Raw genomic sequence first — 16584 nt, 5'->3', positions numbered from 1 at the left:
GTCACACCAAGAAGAGAGAGATCCGTGACGGAGCAGATCACCACCCTGAGCAACAAGACCGTGAGCAACCCAGCGGAGTACGAGGCCCTGCGCGACCAGGGCTCCTTCTTCCGGGCCGCCATCGAGGGCCTGGAGTCCCCGGTCTGGTTCGTCGCCGGTTTCGACGACGCCAAGGAGATCCTCCACGACCCGCGCTTCATCCGTGACCAGTCGAAGCTGCCGGGCGCGGAGGGTCCGAGCCTCACCGACGAGATGCTCGAGCAGGTGGGCATGCCGCGGGAGTACTTCAAGTACTTCGGTCTCCTCGGCCTGTCCGACGGCGAGGAGCACACCCGGATGCGCAACGTCGTGGCGCGCGCCTTCACGGCCCGCCGCGTCAACGCGCTGCGTGCGGGTCTGGAGAAGAACGCGGCGGACACCTACGCGGCCCTGGCCGCGAAGAAGGAGGGCGACCTCGTCGCGGAGCTCGGCTACCCGTTCACCGCGGCCGCCATCTGCGAGCTCATGGGCGTCGAGGAGGCCGACCAGCCGAAGCTCATGGGCTGGATCATGGAGTTCGTGTCGTACGACACGGAGCGCCTGGTCTCGGCCATCGGGAGCATCATCGAGTACTACAAGGAGCTCATCGCACGCCGTCGCGCCGAGCCGACCGACGACCTCATCTCCGAGCTGACCAAGCCCGGGGGCCCGGACCAGGACCTGCTGACCGATGACACCATCATCGCCATCTTCCTGCTCCTGACCAGCACGGGCATCGCGCCGCCCGCGCACTTCCTCGCCCAGGCGATCCTCGCGCTGCTGACGCACCCGGAGGAGCTGGCGAAGCTGCGCGCCGAGCCGAAGCTGCTCGCGCGGCGTGCCGTGCCGGAGCTGATCCGCTTCGCCACGTCCGTGCCGACCGGCGGACCGCTCTACGCCGCCGAGGACTTCGAGTTCCGCGGCTGCCCGGTCAAGACCGGTGACGCGGTGATCCCCTCGCTGCTCGGCGTCAACCACGACCCGCGGCAGTTCAAGGAGCCGCTGAAGCTGGACGTCGCCCGTGACATGGGTCCCGGCGTCGGCCACCTCTCGTTCGGCAGTGGCTCGCACTACTGCACCGGCGCGGCGCTGGCTCAGCTGGAGACGGAGATCGTCATCAACACGTTCCTGATCCAGAACCAGGGCATGGAGCTCGCGGTCAAGCCCGAGGAGCTCCAGTACTTCGACGTCCCCGGCAAGGGCACCGCTCTCGGCTCCCTTCCGGTGCGTTTCTGAATCCCCGCTTACGCCGCGAGGAAATCCGCACCAGAGGTCGTCCTGGCTCGTCCCCGGAGGGGCTCGGACGACCTCACCCTTTTCACCGAACGGCGCCAAGGGGCGAGGAAGCAATCAAAAGCGGAAGCCAAGGGGAGGGATCGAAGGGAGGCCGGTGAGGGTCCACCGTTTTCGCCTTCCCGTCTTCACGCAGCGTTCATCCAGCGGCGCGGTGTTTTTGCTAAACACTCTGGCTGGGCTATTTCGTGGTGACCTCTCCCTCAGTCGTCGAGTGCCATATGGAAACCGTACACGCCACGAGTAGATGCCAACACCACGAACCGCGAACCGGAATGCGGAACGGCTGAAACCACGCGCTATCCGGCTCGGACCGGACCCACGGTCGAGCGCCGCCTTCCAACGAGGCCGGCACGTCGTCCGCTTGCCCTTCGAGGCCTTCCCCAAAGGGCAAAAGGCCTTGCCCGAAAGGGCAGCCACGATGACCGCCCCTACCTGTCGAATAAGCGGATCGGCAGGGGCTGGCGAATTCCAGACAGGGAACCGGAGGGCCGCGGTAAAGATCGATCTCCGCCGCCGAGAAGCCAAAAGGCCGAATCGGTGTGCACGGCCGCGCAATTGCGGTCCTGACGAGAAGGCCAGGAGAGGCGGGAAGCCGCCGCCGCGACACGGAGCGCGCAAGGACGCGTGATGTCGTGCGCCCCCGGGTCTGGCCAGCGACGACGGCTCCGCGCCCGGCTCCTCGCGGCTCGCCGCGGGGGCACCGCTCGGCGTCCGGCGAAGTTCCCGGCCGCCCGATGTCACGGCGGCGGAAGCTCCCGGTTGGCTGGAAGTGGAGGCGGGAACCGGGGTGATGGCCGCCGCCCCTCGTGGTCACTCAGCGCATGGCCATGGCGCGATAGTGCCCTTCGGGACCAGGTGTACGCGCTGCCGGAGGACCACGTGACCCGAAGTGCCGCGCCGGACGGGCTCCTGGCCGCGACCGGCGCGCGGGGCCGCTCCCTGCTCGGCAGGCTCGCCGCCGCGGACGCCGGCGTCCCGTGCGACGAACCGCCACCGGCCCCGCGTCCGTCACGCTGAAGGAGTCACACGGTGCACATCACCCTGGTCATCATGCCCTGGGCCTCGATCGACTTCCCTTCCCTGGCCCTGGGAATCCTCAAGCGACGGGTCACGGACGCGTTCCCGGACAGCCGCGTCGACGTCGTGCACGCCCATCTGGACCACCTCGACTGGATCACCGAGCGGGCCGGTCCGACGCGGGACGAGTACACCTTCTGCTGGGACTCCTACTTCACCGGCTGCAGCGAGTGGATCTTCTCCTCCGCGCTGCACGACGATCCGCAGTGGCGCAACGACGAGTTCGCGGACCTCGTGGCGTGGGGGGCGGTGCCGTGGGACATGCTGGCCAAGGGGCGCCACCTGCACGCCCTCGCCCCCGCGTGCATCCCCTCGCTCGTCGGCCGCATTCTCGCCGACCGGCCCGACGTCGTCGGCTTCTCCACGACGTTTGCGCAGAACAGCGCCGCGCTCGCCGCGGCCAGGCTCATCAAGAAGACCACGCCCGAGGTGTGCGTGGTGCTCGGCGGCGGCAACTGCGACGGCCCGCAGGGCGCCGCGCTGCACCGCGGCTTCCCGTTCGTCGACTACGTCAACCGCGGTGAGGGAGAGGTGCCGTTCCCTCGGCTCCTCGCCTGCCTCCGCGACGGGTCGAGCCCCGCGGACATCCCCGGGCTGTGCTGGCGCGACGCGGACGGCACCGCGCGCCAATCCCATGAGCGCGGCCCCGCTGTCGGCGTCGGCGCTGGTCACACCGGACTGCACGGACTACTTCGCGCAGCACGCGGCCTCCCGCGCCGGAGCCATGACCGAGCCCCACCTGGTGGTGGAGAGCTCACGCGGCTGCTGGTGGGGGCAGAAGCACCCCTGCGCCTTCTACGGGCTCAACGGTTCGTTCATGGAGTTCCGCAGCAAGAGCCCGGACCGTTTCGTCGACGAACTCCTCGCGATGACGGAGCGCTACCGCGTGCTCAACGTCGCCGTGGCGGACAACATCCTCGCCATGGCCTATGTCTTCGACGCGGCGCACCGGGGGATCTCCGCCACGCAGGCGGAGCGCCTGGAGAAGGTGATCGAGACCTGGCGCCACGAGTTCCCCCGGGGGCGCCTCACGCAGTGCGACCTCACCGACTCCCTCGTCCTGACCAACACCCGGCCCGGCTTCGCCTGGAGGACCCTGCGGATCGAGGAACCCTGGGAGACGGCCGCGTTCCGGCTTCTGGAACAGCCGTGCGCCGACGGCGTCCTGCTGAAGAAGCTCCGGGCGGACGAGCACGACGTCGACGCGGAGGACGTGGCGGACCTGCTGTCCCGCTGGCGCGCGCTGGGCCTGCTCTTCGAGGACGGCGGCCAGAGCGTGCACGTCGTACCGTACGCCGCCAACCAGGACCTCGTGCGCTGGGTGACCCGCGGCGGCCCGGCGCTGGTGCCCGCACTGCTCGACGGCCCGGCCGGCCCCGGCCCGGAGCCGGGCGCGGCGACGGCGCTCCGGTGCTGGCGGGAACGCGACGAGGAGACGCGCGCGAGGGACGGCATCTTCATGGGCGAGGCGCCGTACGAGGACACCGCTGTGCGCACCGTGGCGGAGCTGGTCGCGCGGGGCACCCAGCACGTCGCCCTCCCCGGGCCCGTGGTCCTCGACGGCGGGAGCGGAAGCGACCGGAGGGCGGTCCGCGGGCTCACCCACGTACGGGAGCTGACGGGACACGGTCTCTCCGTCGACTGGGATCTCGGCCTCGGCGGCGAGAGGGGAGCGTGGCGGCTGTTCAGCCATCTGTACCCGCCGCGTTCGGTGGCCGGTCCCGACGGCGACGCCGTCCTCGACCAGTGGCGCACCACGTTCCACATGAACAAGTGCGGCTACCGGCGTGGCGTGGGCTTCGTCGAAGTCACCGACCTGCGCCACGGAGCACAGCGGCGCGTCCTCATGCGCAAGGTGAACAAGGAGAAGCTGGCGTCACTCCTGGACGGCGCCCTTGCCTGCGACTTCCGGCCACGGGAGATCGAGGCGTTCCTGACATCGGGCCTCGTGCACCGGGTCGGCTCCCTGCTGTGGTGGCTGCCCTCCCGCATCACCCGCCGGCCGGTCGTGGGGTGACAGCGGGCACACCGGACCACCGTACGGAGAGGAACCGAGAACCATGCACCCTGCGAGGCCTTGCCGCCGCGCTCCCTCAACGCGGCCGCATGGGACCGCACGTACGAGGCCGTGGCCGCCCCATGGGACGAGGAGCCGCCGCCCGTGCTCGGTGAACTCCTCGCCCAGCACGCTCCGCCCCCGGCCCGCGTCCTGGACGTCGGCTGCGGGCTCGGCACCACCGCGCGCCGGCTCGCCGCCCGCGGCTATGCCGTGACGGCCTGCGACTTCTCGGCCCGGGCGATGGAGGAGGCCCACCGCCGCACGCCGACAGGTTCGCCGGTGCGCTACGAAGTCCGTGACGTCACGGGCCCCGCGCCGGTGGACCCGTACCCGGTGGTCCTCGACCGTGGTGTGCTGCACACCCGTCCCACGGACCACGAGCGGCGCGCGTTCGCCGCGGCGACGGCACGGACGTGCGGGCCCGGCGGCCTGTGGGTCCACGCCGGGGCCGCCGCGCTCAGCGAGGAGGACGCCCTGGACCAGTCCGGTGGACCGTCCGGGATCACCGAGGAGACCTTCCGCGACGCGGTGGCCCCGTGGTTCGCCGTGCTCGACCTCAGGATCGCCGACTTCGGCCGACAGCCGGGCGTGACGGACTGGCCCGTGCGATACGCCGTGCTGCGGAGGAGCCGGAGCTGAGGCCCTTCCCGCGGGCGCGCGGCCCGGCCCCTGCCGCACACCGGTACGCCGACGCCCTAGACGCGGTCGACGTGCACGTTCGTGGACTTCACCCGGGCGGTGGCCGTCATGCCCACCTCCAGGCCCAGCTCCTCCACGGCCTCCCGCGTCAGCAGCGACACCAGCCGGTGCGGCCCGGCCTGGATCTCGACCTGGGCCGCCACGTCGCCCAGCTTGATCGCGGTGACGATGCCCGGGAAGGCGTTGCGGACCGAGGTGTGGGAAGCCTCCTCCTCGCCGCTGCCGCCCTGGGCGAGCTCCACGGAGAAGGCGGCCAGGTCCTTCCCGTCGATGAGCCGCTTGCCGCCCTCGTCGCGGTGGGTCGCCACCCGGCCCGCGTCCGCCCACCGGCGTGCGGTGTCCGGACTGACGCCGAGCATCCGTGCCGCCTGACCGATCGTGTATGACTGCATGGTCGTCAAGGTTAGGCCCCCGCGCCGCGGCCCTGCCGGGGCCGCGGCGGTCAGGCCCGCGCGGCCTCGACGGCCGTGACCGTGCCCAGCGTCAGCAGCGCGCCGCCCGCGGTGCCCTCCAGGGCCCGGGACACCCGGGGCCTGCGCAACCACGCCACGAGCCGGTTCGCCGCGAGGACGACCAGGAGCAGCCAGCCCGCGGCGATCACCGCGTCGACCAGGCCGTACAGCAGCGTGAGGACGAGCACCGAGTGGCCTTCGGGCAGGAACTGGGGAACGACGGCGACGAAGAAGACGCCCACCTTCGGATTGAGCAGACAGCTCAACAGGCCCTGCCGGAACGCCTGTCGCGACCCGATCGGCGCGCCCCCGGGCGTCGGTGACGCACGCTGCTCCGGGCTCCCCGCGCGCAGGGCCCACAGCGCCTGGGCGCCGAGGAACAGGAGGTAGGCGGCGCCCACGAGCCGTACGACCATGAAGGCGGCGTCCCAGCGGGCGAGTGCCGCCGCGAGCCCGCAGGCCGCCGCGACGGCCCAGGCCAGGGAGCCGATCGCGGCGCCGGTCGCGGTCGCCGCGCCCGCGCGCCGCCCGCCGCGCAGGGTGTTGCGCAGCACGAGCAGCAGGTCGGGCCCCGGGACGACCGTCACGACGAGGGCGAACAGCGCGAAGCCGAGGATCGCCGTGCTCACGCGAGGTCCAGCGCGGTGGTGTTCCCGGGCGTGACGCACGACTGGGCCTGCGCCCCGCGCTCACCTCTGCCCGGCGCCACGGGGCCGCGCTCTTCGGCCGCGTCCTCGTCAACTGCCTGCATCACGTACTCCTCCTACTCGCATCTGCAAGGTATGAACACACTGAGGTCCGGCCGACATCCGAAAAGACCGGACAGACCGGGAAAATCGGGAAGATCGGGCTGAAGGGCGTCAGACGACTCAGACGACTCAGACGGCGGCGGGCGTCGCCGCGGCCAGCCGGGAGATCTCGGCGGCGACGGCCTCCGGCTCCGCGGCGACGGTGACGTGGGCGACGCCGTCCAGGTCGGCGTGGGCACCCACGCGGACCGCGTGCCGGGCGTGGCGCAGCAGGTCGAGGTCGTTGATGTCGTTGCCGAACGCGTTGTACTCGTCGATGCCCAGCGAGGCGAGGGCCTCCCACTTCGTGGTCCGGCCCGGGGCAAGGTCGATGATCGCCTCGTCGAGGTGATGGTTGACGCTCATGCCGAGCGCACGGCACGCCTCGGCCAGGGCCGTCATATCGCTCGCGGTGACGACGAGGAACTTCACGACTTCGGGAAGCTCCGCGAGCTCCACGCCCCGGGCGAGACCGCCCTGGTCGACGCGGCCGCGGATCGGGTGGTCGGCCGGACCGGTGTAGGCGTAGTCCCAGGGCCCGTCGGCGAGATAGCCACCCTGGTGACGCTCGACCTCCACCAACAGCCGCTCAAGCTCCGCACGCCGGAAGGCGGCCCGCGCGGTCACCTGCCCCCCGACCGACACGAGGCTGCCGTTCCCCCCGATCAGCAGAGCGGAGGGAAAGGCCCCACCGAGCACGGGCAGCAGATCGCGCACCGGCCGCGCGGAGGCGAAGACCAGCTGGTGACCCGCGCGTTCACACGCCTCAATGGCGGCCAGAACGCGGTCATCGATGACCCGCCCGTCAAAGCACAGGGTCCCGTCGATGTCGAAAACCGTCGTCCGAGCACAGGGAATGATCATGCCCGCATGCTAACCACCCGCTCCCGCGAGCACCCCACCACCTGGGCTCGCCGCTCCAGCCGGTGCCGCCGCTTGACGGTGAAGTACGGGCTCACATACATCAGCCTGATCGCGAAGGGGGCGTCCAATCCCGCCAGCCTCCGACTCGCCCTGCACCAGGGCCTGCGCAATGCCTGTGACCCAACGCTACGTCTGGTCATGCCCGTAAGGTGCATATGCCACAGAGGGTGATACGCGTGGCCCGGCGGGCTGCGGGTCTGGGCCTTGCCGCCCTGGCTGAGTCCCGCCCTACCTGGGGATTGTCCGGTCTGATGCCATGGATGAAGTGCGGGTTGGGACACCATCGTTGGGGGCGACGTGGGGACATCCACGCGATGGAAGGGACCGAACGGCGGCCAGTGGAGTTCCGCTGCGAGGCGGCTGGCGCGCTGGCGGGAGGACTCGCGCCACGCGGACCAGCGGCTGGAGGAGATCGCCGCAGACCATCTGCGTGCCCTGCACGAGACGCTCCGTGCGGATCGGTCGGCTTTCGGGTTGTACGACACCGCCTGTGCGGCCGGTGAGCGGCTCGCCGGGACGCTGGGCTCCCTGGCCGCCGAGGGAGTGGAGTCGGCGGACGCGCTCGTCGCACGTCTCGTCTCGGAGGTAGGGGGAGACGGGGGCACACTCGCAGATGCCGCGGTGCGCAGAGGGCTGGCCGCTGCGGTAAGCGATGTCCGGGCCAGCCATCCCGAGTTCGATGACGCCATGGGCGTTGGCCACGCGGGCGGCGGCTTCGCCTGGGACATCCTGTGCGATCTCTATCAGGTGTTCTTCGCCGACATGGTGGGGGAGTTCCTCCGGTCTGTCGTCGCCGAACACGTCAAGCTGGCCGTCCCGGTGCTGATCGCGACCGACCCGGAAGGCAGGATCGCCGACTGGGTCGCGGCGAAGGTGGTGCGTCTGGTGCCGAATCCCTGCGAGGAGTCAGCGGAAGCATCGGATCTCGCACAGGCCGGGGACGCCGCGCAGTCGATGGCGGACGCTGCTCAGGATCCGTCGGCCGCGCTGCCCAAGCTCGCTGAAGCGCTCGTACCGCGGGCGGTCGGAAAGGCGCTCGGCCTGATCACTGAGGAGATGGACCGAGAGGAGGGAGCCGCGGCATGACCGGTTCCGACCATCTTCTGTGGTGGCGTGGCCGCCGAGGAGACCGGTCTCGTCATGAGCGTTGGACGGAGATCGGCGAGGAAGCCTTCCAGGAGGATGAGCGCCGCATCACCGGCCGACACCATCTGCCTGGGCGTGTCCCCGACTGGGCCGACGACTTGTTCCGCGTCGCCAGGGCCGCGTTCATCGCGGACAAGTACGTACGTCGGGCCGGCGTACGGGACCGGTGGACCCGCCGCATCGGTCTCGCCGTGCCCGTCACGGAGCACGAGCGGTGGCAGAGCGCAGCCGCCCGTACCCACGTCACCACACTCCTCCAGATCCTCACCGGGGACATCTGGAATGTGGACTTCCGACCTCTCGCCGGTCACTACATCGAGGAGGCGATGGTTTCCCGCGAGGACCCGCGTGCCTCCGAAGTAGCGCTTTTCTCCGGTGGGCTGGACTCCCTCAGCTGGGCCGCCACTCGCTCTTGGGCCGATGACCCCCGACCGCTGCTGCTCGTGATGTTCCGCGAGATCGGCATGCTGCGTCTCCAGCAGCGGGTGTACAAGGCCGTCGAGCGACTAGGCGGCCATCGGCCGGTGATGCTGCTGCCGATGAGTCAGACCCCGGCGGGCGACGGTTCCGGGCTGCGACTGGAAACCTCTTCCCGAACCCGCGGTCTGCTGTACGCGGCGGGCGCGATCCGCGCCGCTGCCGCACACGGAGTGGGCATCGTCCACATCCCCGAGAACGGCCAGCTCGCCTTCAATCCACCGCTGACGCCCGCGCGTTCGGCAGCCTGCTCCACCCGTTCCGTGCACCCGCGGACGCTGGGCAGTCTGAACGCTTTGGTCACTGCCGTGGCTGATGCCGGAAGCCCGGTACAGGTGGTCAACCCCTTGGCGCAGCTCACGAAAGGCGAGGTGTGCAAGGCCGGACGTGATGCGGGCCTTGCCCCGTCCGACCTGGAGTCGACCCTGAGCTGCGGCAAGCCGCCCGCCCGCCGCAGCGGCGGCCCTCCCATCGCCAACTGCGGCGTTTGCTTCCCGTGTCTCGTGCGCCGCTCCGGACTACTCCACGCCAACGGCACCGACGCCACGCGGTACGAGGCATTGCCGTGGGCGGACGACCTACCCCTGGACCGGAGCACAGACTGGCGCGCACTGCAGCGGTGGCTGTTCGGCCGATACACCCTTACGGACGTCCTCACCGATACCCCGCTGCCGCCGGACATGGACCCGGCGGTGGCGTTCGACTTGATCAGGCGCGGGCGGGAGGAACTGGCCCGGCTGCTTCGGGTCGCGGATGCGGCTGAGGCCGCGGATGCGGCGTAGGCAGCGCAAGCAGGACTCAGTTGGCTGTGGGCACGCGCTGCCTGTCGGACGAAGGCCTTTGGGTCCATTTGGCACCGGGCGGCTTCGGCCACCCGGTGCCGTGTGCGGCGGCGTCGAGGACGTCACCGAGCCGTAGCCAAGCGGTGGGACCGGCGTATGAGGCCGGACTGCTGGCGAAGCGGGCCCACGCTTCGTCGCTGTCGCCGAGCGCGGACAGCACGACCGCGGCGACGGCTTTGCGGACATTGCTGTACCGGTCGCCTCCGACCGTCAGGGCCGTCCATGCGGGAAGGGCGCGTATGAGTTCCGGTGTGCAGTCCTGCAACGCCAGCACTTGCCGGGCCCATGTCTCCCGGAGAGGCGGGCCTCCGCCAAGGTGCTTGCGCAGGTTCGTGGTGATCTGGAGGAGCGCTGTCTCCGGCGTGGAATGGCGTGCCAAGACATCCGAGAAGGAGAGCTCCGGCCGGTACGCGTACGAGGCGAAGGAGAGCAGGGCCTTCTCGACGAGGGTGTCATTGCCTGTGTGGCGGTCCAGGTAATCGAGCAGCACTTCTGCGGAAGCGCGGCTCAAGTCAGCAACGGTGACCTGCTCGGGATCTCCGAGCGCCCACTTGCGTGCTGCCGTGGCGGGATCGCCCAGGATCCGTTCGATGGCGGCGTGTATCTCGGTGAGCTGTTCACCGTCACGTTGCTCGGCGAAGTCGTGGAGTTCCCACCGGTCGCGGGGGCGCGGACGGATGTGGCGAACCACGGCCCGGGCTTGGCCTTTGACCTCCTCAGATACGTGCGGAAGGTGCAACAGCATGGCGTGCACCCAGCGCAGGTCCCGGGGGGGTGGGGCGACTCGGCTCCGACTCGGGCTCCCAGAGCCGTAGGGCCTTGACCGCGGTGGCCGCGAAGCGTTGGCCGAGCGAGGCGAGCAACTCGTCCGACGCGAGCCAGGTATGCGGTTCGCCGTAACGAGGCTTCGCTTCCGCAGGGGCCAGGATGTACCGCCAGGTACTGTCCGCTGCCGCTTCAACCCAGGAGACAGCGGCACGGAGACCGTAGTCCAGCTCGTCGGTGGAGTCGTCGAAGATGCTGTCGACGTGTCGACGGTTCTTGGATCCCAGCGCGTCGAGTTCGTCGGCGAAACGGGAGCGCACCTCCTGCTCGGCCACGCCGTCCCTCACCAGCCGACTCATCCGCGTGATCAACTCGCTGGTGGTGAACCTCGCCAGGTCGTCGTCGGCGACCTCCTCCAGCAAGGAGGGCTCGACGTCCCACGGAACGGTGCCGAGCAAGTGCCTACGAATGACACGGCTGGCCATGCCGTCTTCGGCCCACGTGACCAGTTGCCGGTGGCGCCGAGTGTGACGCGTCACCACGTGCTCCCACATGGACTCCCAAGCGTCCCTGGCAGCCATGTACTTGTCGAACCACCCCGTGACGCCGTCCGCTTCGGACCGGTCGATCTGGCTGGGACGCGGACGCTCCGGGAGGAGGTCCAGTGCGGCGAAGAACACGGCATCGTGCAGCTCGGCCTCGCGAAGGATCAGCTGCGCGGCACTGGGCTCCTTCAGGAGCTCCGGCGTCATGGGCTGCCCGTGAGGCCCGCGCCCCTGGAGCTCGGCCACGATCATGCGAGCTAGTACCTCGCTACATCGTTCGCGGCCGAGGATACCGAGCTGCGGTACGGAGCAGCGCCTCAGCGCGTCCTCGCGGAGCATGTCCGTACAGGAGGGGTGCTCGAGCGCCGCAGCGGCCAGACGCATGGAAGGGCCCAGGTATGACGGGGTCTCCTTCTGCAAGTCACCGTCCACAGCGGCCTGGAGCATCCACTCCGGAGCTGAGTCGCTGAGAGCACCAAGCAGCAGCGCCAGCAGAAGATCGTCGCGATCGCTGCCTGCGGGCAACTCCCGCGCCTTTTCTACTGCCATGCGGATGGGAGGAGAGCCCGGGGCGGCCTCCGCAGCGATGACGTGCAGGAACGCGATGGGGAGCCCGGAACGCGCCTCGTCACTGGTCATGGAACCCCCAGCTCGGTGTAGTTGGACTCCCCATGCTGGACCATGCCACTGACACTCGTGGCCCCAGCGCTGATCTATGACGGCGATCGCCTGTTGCACCCCGAGAGCAGACAGCGCGACCGGGAACTGCGCGAAGCGCCGGTTCCGCAGACCTACCCCGTTGCCTCTCGCGGACGACAGAGCATCGCCCTGGTGGGCCTGAGGGACATCTCGGCGAGCGTCCAGCGTGACTACATCGCCACGCTCGAAGCCGAATGCGCACCAAGTCGGTGCGCTGGACCAAGGGGCTGGAGGACCACAGGTACCCGGCTGTTGAGGTCGAATTGGCGTGGGGCGGGCCGGAGCCGGAGCGGGAGAAGCGGACGTTCCCGCTCGCCCTGACGACGACGTACGGCAACGCGCCGCGGGCCAACATCCCTGCCCCGGAAGTCTCGTGGAGATCACTGCACCATGCCCGGCCTGGTGCAGGCTTCGCGCCGACGACCACGGTGCTGATGTGCTTGCGGATCGCTATCACTTCGGCGAGGAGCACCTCGTCGAGCTGAGCCGTCACAACCCGGAGAAGCAGTTCGACGACCGCGTTCTACCTGGCGAGCTCCAGGTGATCCTTGAGCAGGCGCCCTAAATCCGCACGTCACAGGTGACCATCATCAACGAAGATCGCGGTGGAACGTACGGGCGGATGTCCCTTCCTGAGGCCAGGCGGCTCAGGAGGGCCCTCGGCAAATTGATCGCGATGGGGGAGGAGTGTGCGACTCCTGACGCATTGCCCACTCTGGACGCGGTCCTCGCGGACATGAGGGCGAAGGTCGCAGAGGACTCGAACCTCGACTCGCAATCGAGCGGCTACGCCTTGGGCGATGCTGGCGCGGAAGGGTGGGCATGGCTCTGTGTGTCTGCCGATCTCGCCCCTGACCTTCGGGAGGAGACCGTAAGGGACCTGCTGGTGGACGTCTTCGAAAAGCGTTGCAAGGCGCTGTAGGAAGGGGGCTCTCTCTCCCTACGTGATGGGCGACAAGAAGGCTAAGGCCAAAGCCGCGTTGCACGCTGCGGCCTGATGGTGGGAATGATTCCGCAGAAGGACCCAAGAGCGAGCCAGGGGCGGTGCATCTGCTGATGCACTGCCTCGTGGGCTACCTGAACCCACGACCTCTTCGCCCCGAATGAGGTTCGGGCGTGATTGGCACCTGGAAATTTGACATTTATGCAGGTCAGGGGCGTTCTCTCAAGCAGCCTTGCGCGGTGCCGGGCGGGCCCGGGGAGCGGGTCGGCTCCCGAACGGCTCCCGAGACGCCGTCCGTCGATTCGGCCCCACAACCTGGAGCAGGAGACTGCGGAGAACAACGCTGCCGCCGGTGGATTAAGAAGTCAGCCACAACGGCCGATTCCCTTGCCTACGTTCAAGATCACTAGCTAGAGATCATGATGTCATCTCTCCGGCCCGCCCCGGCCTTTAAGCCACATTGCGAAACAACCCGCGACGAACGTTCCAGCCGCACCCAGGGCAACCGGCCCCGCTCCGGCCACGGCGACCAGCACGACGGTAGTGGTCAGCAGCGCCAGGAGGACGAGCGCGTCCAGGGTGGGCCGAGTGGGTCCGCCGCCTCGGGAACCTGAGTGAGGAGCCATAGAAGTCCGTTCGTCGGGGTCCGGTGCCGACCGGACCGTGTGGTGAGGGCTCCGAGTAGGCACCCCCATGTCCCCGCATGGCGATCCGATTTCATCGTCCGCGCCGGACGATGCAGGTGAGCGGACTAAGGTCGGTGGTCCGGACCGGACCGCTCAGGACCACACGGAGCCCTGAACGGGGGCGGGGAGAGGAACGCAAGTGACGCCTGAGCCAGAACCGCGGGAATGGTTCGCTGAGCGGCTGAACGAGCTATTAGGACTGGCCAGGCCGCAACGGCTGGAAGACGTTGCTCATGATGCGGCGCGCCGTATCACTCGGCAGGCAAGAGTGGCTGGCCAGGTTCCCAAGCGGTTACCGGACAAGCGGCGGATCAGTGCGTGGAGGACTGGAAAGAACGTCCCGACGGAATCGGCCTTGTGCACCGCTGTGGTCTCGGTTCTGATCGACATTGCGCGACGGCGGAATGTGAACCCACATACAACAACCGAGGGGTTGTTGGACACGGATACCTGGGAGCGGTGGCGCATGGCCGCCATACAAGCCCCGGGCCTCCGTCAACCGCCGACGCAGCGCATCCCCGTCTCTCCCCGCCGTACGTTGATGGCAGAGGCGGATCTCTTACTGCAACTGGGGGTTCACCGAGGCGTTGAGACGGAACCCGAGTGTCTGCTGGCGCCTCTTGGATCGGCGCTACCGCTCTACGTGCCGCGTGACTACGACCGTACGAAACTGTGGGACGCGTTGGATCCGGAACATCCGGTGAACCGCCTCGTCGTCCTGGTCGGAAAGTCCACGACTGGAAAGACGCGTTCCGCAGCAGAGATGGCCCGTCGGCGATTGGGGGACTGGGAGCTCTTCGCCCCTGCTGACGCGGGCGCACTCCTACGGTGGATCGAGGGGGACCCTAGCCCTCGAACAGTCCTGTGGATCGATGAGCTGCGGAACTTCCTTGAGGGCGGTAACGGACCGGCCGTGGCCGTAGCTCTGCGCCGACTTCTAGCGAGCGAGCATCGGGTCGTAGCCATCGGGACGCTCTGGCCGGAAGACTGGCAGACCCACGCCGGTAACGATGTCGAGCCTCACCAGGGCACACCAGCTGTGCGTGAACTGCTGGTCAGGGCGGTTCGCGTGGACGTACCGCCTCAGTTCTCGGCCATGGAGTGGGACCGTGCCAGGGAACAACGGACGCTTGCCTTGGCCGTGGAATCGTGTTCCAGCACAAGGAAGTTGCCGCAATTCCTGGCAGCAACGCCGCATCTCCTGCGGCGCTATGCCGATGCCGACCCCTACTGCAAGGCACTGCTTACTGCGGCGATGGATGCCCGCAGGCTCGGGTATCGCGCTCTGTTCACGTCCGGGTTCCTGGAGCATGCCGCTGGCGGGTACCTCGACGAGCAATCCAGGGCGAATCCGCCCCGTGACTGGTACGCTGGCGCGCTCCGCTACGCCACGACCGAGGTCAAGGGCGCCGTCGCTCCACTGACCCCACTCCGCACCTCCCCAGGCGTCGGACCTGCCGACGGCTTTCAGCTCGCCGACAGCCTGGAGGAACACGCCCGGTCCGCCCGCTCCCAGGTGATCGTGCCCGTCGAAGTATGGGACGCGCTGCTCGCCGCAGCCGAAGATGCAGACGACCTGGAGCGCCTCGGTATGGCCGCACAAAGTCGCGGCTACTACCGGTACATGCATCTCTTCTGCCGCCCTGCCGCAGCCCAGGGACGCGGCATCGCGTCGTATCTCATCATGCGCAATCTCGAGGATCAGGGCCGCGTCGAGGAGGCCCTCGCCTTTCGTAGCGCGGCAGCTGAGACGGGCGATACCGAGGAGATGGAGCACCTCTCCAGGCACTGGGAGCGGGAGCGCCAGATGGACAAGGCGAAGGAGGTGTGGAGACGGGCCGCAGCAAATGGTGACGCTGCCGCCCAGAACGGCCTGGCCTGTGTGCTGGCCCGTGATGGGGATGTCGCAGCGGCTGAAAGATGGTGGCAGAGGGCAGCAGAGGCGGGCCACCCGCAAGCGATGCGGCATTTAGCGGAGTCATTGGAGACCCGTGGTCTGGGCCGCGACGCCGAGCACTGGTGGCGTAGTGCCGTCGGCGCGGGCGAGTGGTGGGCCGCACATCGGCTTTCTCGCCTGCTAACAGATTCCGGGCGCGCTGATGAGGCAGTTGAGATATGGCGTCCCCGCGCGACCTTGAACGACACGGGAGCCATGGTCGAGCTGGCCCGCGCTCTGGAGGCTGCAGCAGATCCATGTGCAGCTGCGGCGTGGTGGCAGCGAGCGATTGATGCGGGATCGACCAGGGCCGTCTTCGGTCTCCAGAACCTGCTGTTCCGCCACGGCAATACCGAAGACGCATACCGAATCGTCGCACGCGCCATTGCGGCGGGCGACACCGAGGTCATCGAAGAGCTGTGCAAGCGAAACGGAGGAGACATCACCCTGATCAGAGACGTGGAGAGCGGGTTACGGCGAGCCTGCTCCACAGGTAGCCGGGCGGCACGGGAGGTACTCTCCGAGTTCCTGTGCGCCGACGGCCGCACCGACGAAGCTGTGACTCTGTGGCTCCCGGCCGCCGAAGCAGGGGACTTGGCTGCCACGCGCCACCTGATCCGGCTGATGTGGCTGTCCAAGAACCATCGCGAAGTGGAGCGTTGGGAGCACCGCTTGGTCGAAGCAGGCGATGGAGCTGCGATGGCGTCGAGGGCGCAGACCTTCCAGGAAGCCGGTCGCCTGCCAGAAGCCGAGAACTTGGAGCGGCGAGCACTGGAGACGGGCTATTCGGCCAATCCTCCGGTGAACCTGGAGTATCTGCTCAGGATGATGGGGCGGCCCGCCGAGGCCGACCGACTACACGCCTACGGCATCGAACCCGGTGGCCAGACAGCAGCCCCGTGGTGACCTGTGGCGCTGGTGATCGGCCGTCGCACAAGCCGCGATGGCAGCCTGGAGAACGGCGACATCCTGGTCGCGAAGGTAGTTCGGACATGTGAGTCCAGCCTGCTGGCCCCTCAGACACCAAAGCCCCTTGGCTCCGCTCCCAGCGACCGGGTTCAAGAGGCCCATGTGTAGGCCGTGCGGGACTCGAACCCACAACCAATGGATTAAGAGTCCTGGAGGGGACCGTCCGGGTGGGTCCGGACGGTCCTTCACGGTCCGAGGGACGCCTGGTCAGGGAGGGTACTGGCTGGTGCGTGATCCATAAGGAACGGGCCTGTGGGGCGCCG

At 68.8% G+C, this 16584-nt stretch carries 15 protein-coding genes; 9 read left to right on the top strand and 6 right to left on the bottom strand.

Features of this window, described 5'->3' with window-relative positions:
- Window positions 1-24 precede the first annotated feature (24 nt).
- The 4 genes from AC5WAM_RS10085 to AC5WAM_RS10070 all read left to right on the top strand — a co-directional run bounded on the left by AC5WAM_RS10085 (window position 25) and on the right by AC5WAM_RS10070 (window position 5089).
- Window positions 25-1254: a cytochrome P450 gene (locus AC5WAM_RS10085; protein WP_495522376.1), complete on the top strand. Its 1230-nt coding sequence runs from the start codon at window positions 25-27 to the stop codon at window positions 1252-1254.
- Between the two features lie 939 nt (window positions 1255-2193).
- Complete coding sequence (locus AC5WAM_RS10080) at window positions 2194-2331, top strand: hypothetical protein (RefSeq protein WP_495522375.1); 138 nt, start codon at window positions 2194-2196, stop codon at window positions 2329-2331.
- 694 nt (window positions 2332-3025) lie between these two features.
- Window positions 3026-4408 (top strand): DUF5825 family protein, encoded by a 1383-nt coding sequence (locus AC5WAM_RS10075; RefSeq protein ID WP_495522374.1) that lies wholly within the window; start codon window positions 3026-3028, stop codon window positions 4406-4408.
- Between the two features lie 60 nt (window positions 4409-4468).
- Window positions 4469-5089 (top strand): class I SAM-dependent methyltransferase, encoded by a 621-nt coding sequence (locus AC5WAM_RS10070; protein WP_495522373.1) that lies wholly within the window; start codon window positions 4469-4471, stop codon window positions 5087-5089.
- A gap of 56 nt (window positions 5090-5145) precedes the next feature.
- Here AC5WAM_RS10070 and AC5WAM_RS10065 read toward each other — a convergent pair whose 3' ends face one another.
- The 4 genes from AC5WAM_RS10065 to AC5WAM_RS10050 all read right to left on the bottom strand — a co-directional run bounded on the left by AC5WAM_RS10065 (window position 5146) and on the right by AC5WAM_RS10050 (window position 7253).
- Window positions 5146-5541 (bottom strand): TOBE domain-containing protein, encoded by a 396-nt coding sequence (locus AC5WAM_RS10065; RefSeq protein WP_366792018.1) that lies wholly within the window; start codon window positions 5539-5541, stop codon window positions 5146-5148.
- A gap of 50 nt (window positions 5542-5591) precedes the next feature.
- Window positions 5592-6230, bottom strand: a complete 639-nt coding sequence (locus tag AC5WAM_RS10060) for a LysE family translocator (protein ID WP_495522372.1) — start codon at window positions 6228-6230, stop codon at window positions 5592-5594.
- Window positions 6227-6352 (bottom strand): hypothetical protein, encoded by a 126-nt coding sequence (locus tag AC5WAM_RS10055; protein WP_495522371.1) that lies wholly within the window; start codon window positions 6350-6352, stop codon window positions 6227-6229. Before AC5WAM_RS10055 ends, AC5WAM_RS10060 begins: the two co-directional genes overlap by 4 nt.
- Before the next feature lie 127 nt (window positions 6353-6479).
- Complete coding sequence (locus tag AC5WAM_RS10050; protein ID WP_495522370.1) at window positions 6480-7253, bottom strand: HAD hydrolase family protein; 774 nt, start codon at window positions 7251-7253, stop codon at window positions 6480-6482.
- 357 nt (window positions 7254-7610) lie between these two features.
- Here AC5WAM_RS10050 and AC5WAM_RS10045 point away from each other — a divergent pair, with 357 nt between their 5' ends.
- Entirely contained in the window at window positions 7611-8399 is a 789-nt protein-coding gene (locus AC5WAM_RS10045) for a hypothetical protein (RefSeq protein WP_495522369.1), read from the top strand.
- Complete coding sequence (locus AC5WAM_RS10040; RefSeq protein ID WP_495522368.1) at window positions 8396-9718, top strand: 7-cyano-7-deazaguanine synthase; 1323 nt, start codon at window positions 8396-8398, stop codon at window positions 9716-9718. Before AC5WAM_RS10045 ends, AC5WAM_RS10040 begins: the two co-directional genes overlap by 4 nt.
- Window positions 9719-9734: 16 nt before the next feature.
- Here AC5WAM_RS10040 and AC5WAM_RS10035 read toward each other — a convergent pair whose 3' ends face one another.
- Window positions 9735-10523 carry a hypothetical protein gene (locus AC5WAM_RS10035; protein WP_495522367.1) on the bottom strand — a complete coding sequence of 263 codons (789 nt, stop codon included), beginning with the start codon at window positions 10521-10523 and terminating at the stop codon, window positions 9735-9737.
- Complete coding sequence (locus tag AC5WAM_RS10030; protein ID WP_495522366.1) at window positions 10495-11727, bottom strand: hypothetical protein; 1233 nt, start codon at window positions 11725-11727, stop codon at window positions 10495-10497. The genes AC5WAM_RS10035 and AC5WAM_RS10030 overlap by 29 nt, the downstream gene beginning before the upstream one ends.
- Before the next feature lie 328 nt (window positions 11728-12055).
- Here AC5WAM_RS10030 and AC5WAM_RS10025 point away from each other — a divergent pair, with 328 nt between their 5' ends.
- From AC5WAM_RS10025 to AC5WAM_RS10015, 3 genes are all read left to right on the top strand, one after another.
- On the top strand, window positions 12056-12352 hold the full coding sequence (locus tag AC5WAM_RS10025) for a DUF6907 domain-containing protein (protein WP_495522365.1): 297 nt from the start codon (window positions 12056-12058) through the stop codon (window positions 12350-12352).
- A 15-nt stretch (window positions 12353-12367) separates the two neighbouring features.
- Window positions 12368-12709 (top strand): hypothetical protein, encoded by a 342-nt coding sequence (locus AC5WAM_RS10020; protein ID WP_495522364.1) that lies wholly within the window; start codon window positions 12368-12370, stop codon window positions 12707-12709.
- A 1620-nt stretch (window positions 12710-14329) separates the two neighbouring features.
- Window positions 14330-16258 carry a tetratricopeptide repeat protein gene (locus AC5WAM_RS10015; RefSeq protein WP_495522363.1) on the top strand — a complete coding sequence of 643 codons (1929 nt, stop codon included), beginning with the start codon at window positions 14330-14332 and terminating at the stop codon, window positions 16256-16258.
- The last annotated feature ends 326 nt before the right edge of the window (window positions 16259-16584 follow it).

This window comes from Streptomyces sp. JLYT201 (genome assembly GCF_059448825.1).
Note: the sequence above shows the minus strand (reverse complement) of the source record. Positions and strands in the feature narration are given on the sequence as shown.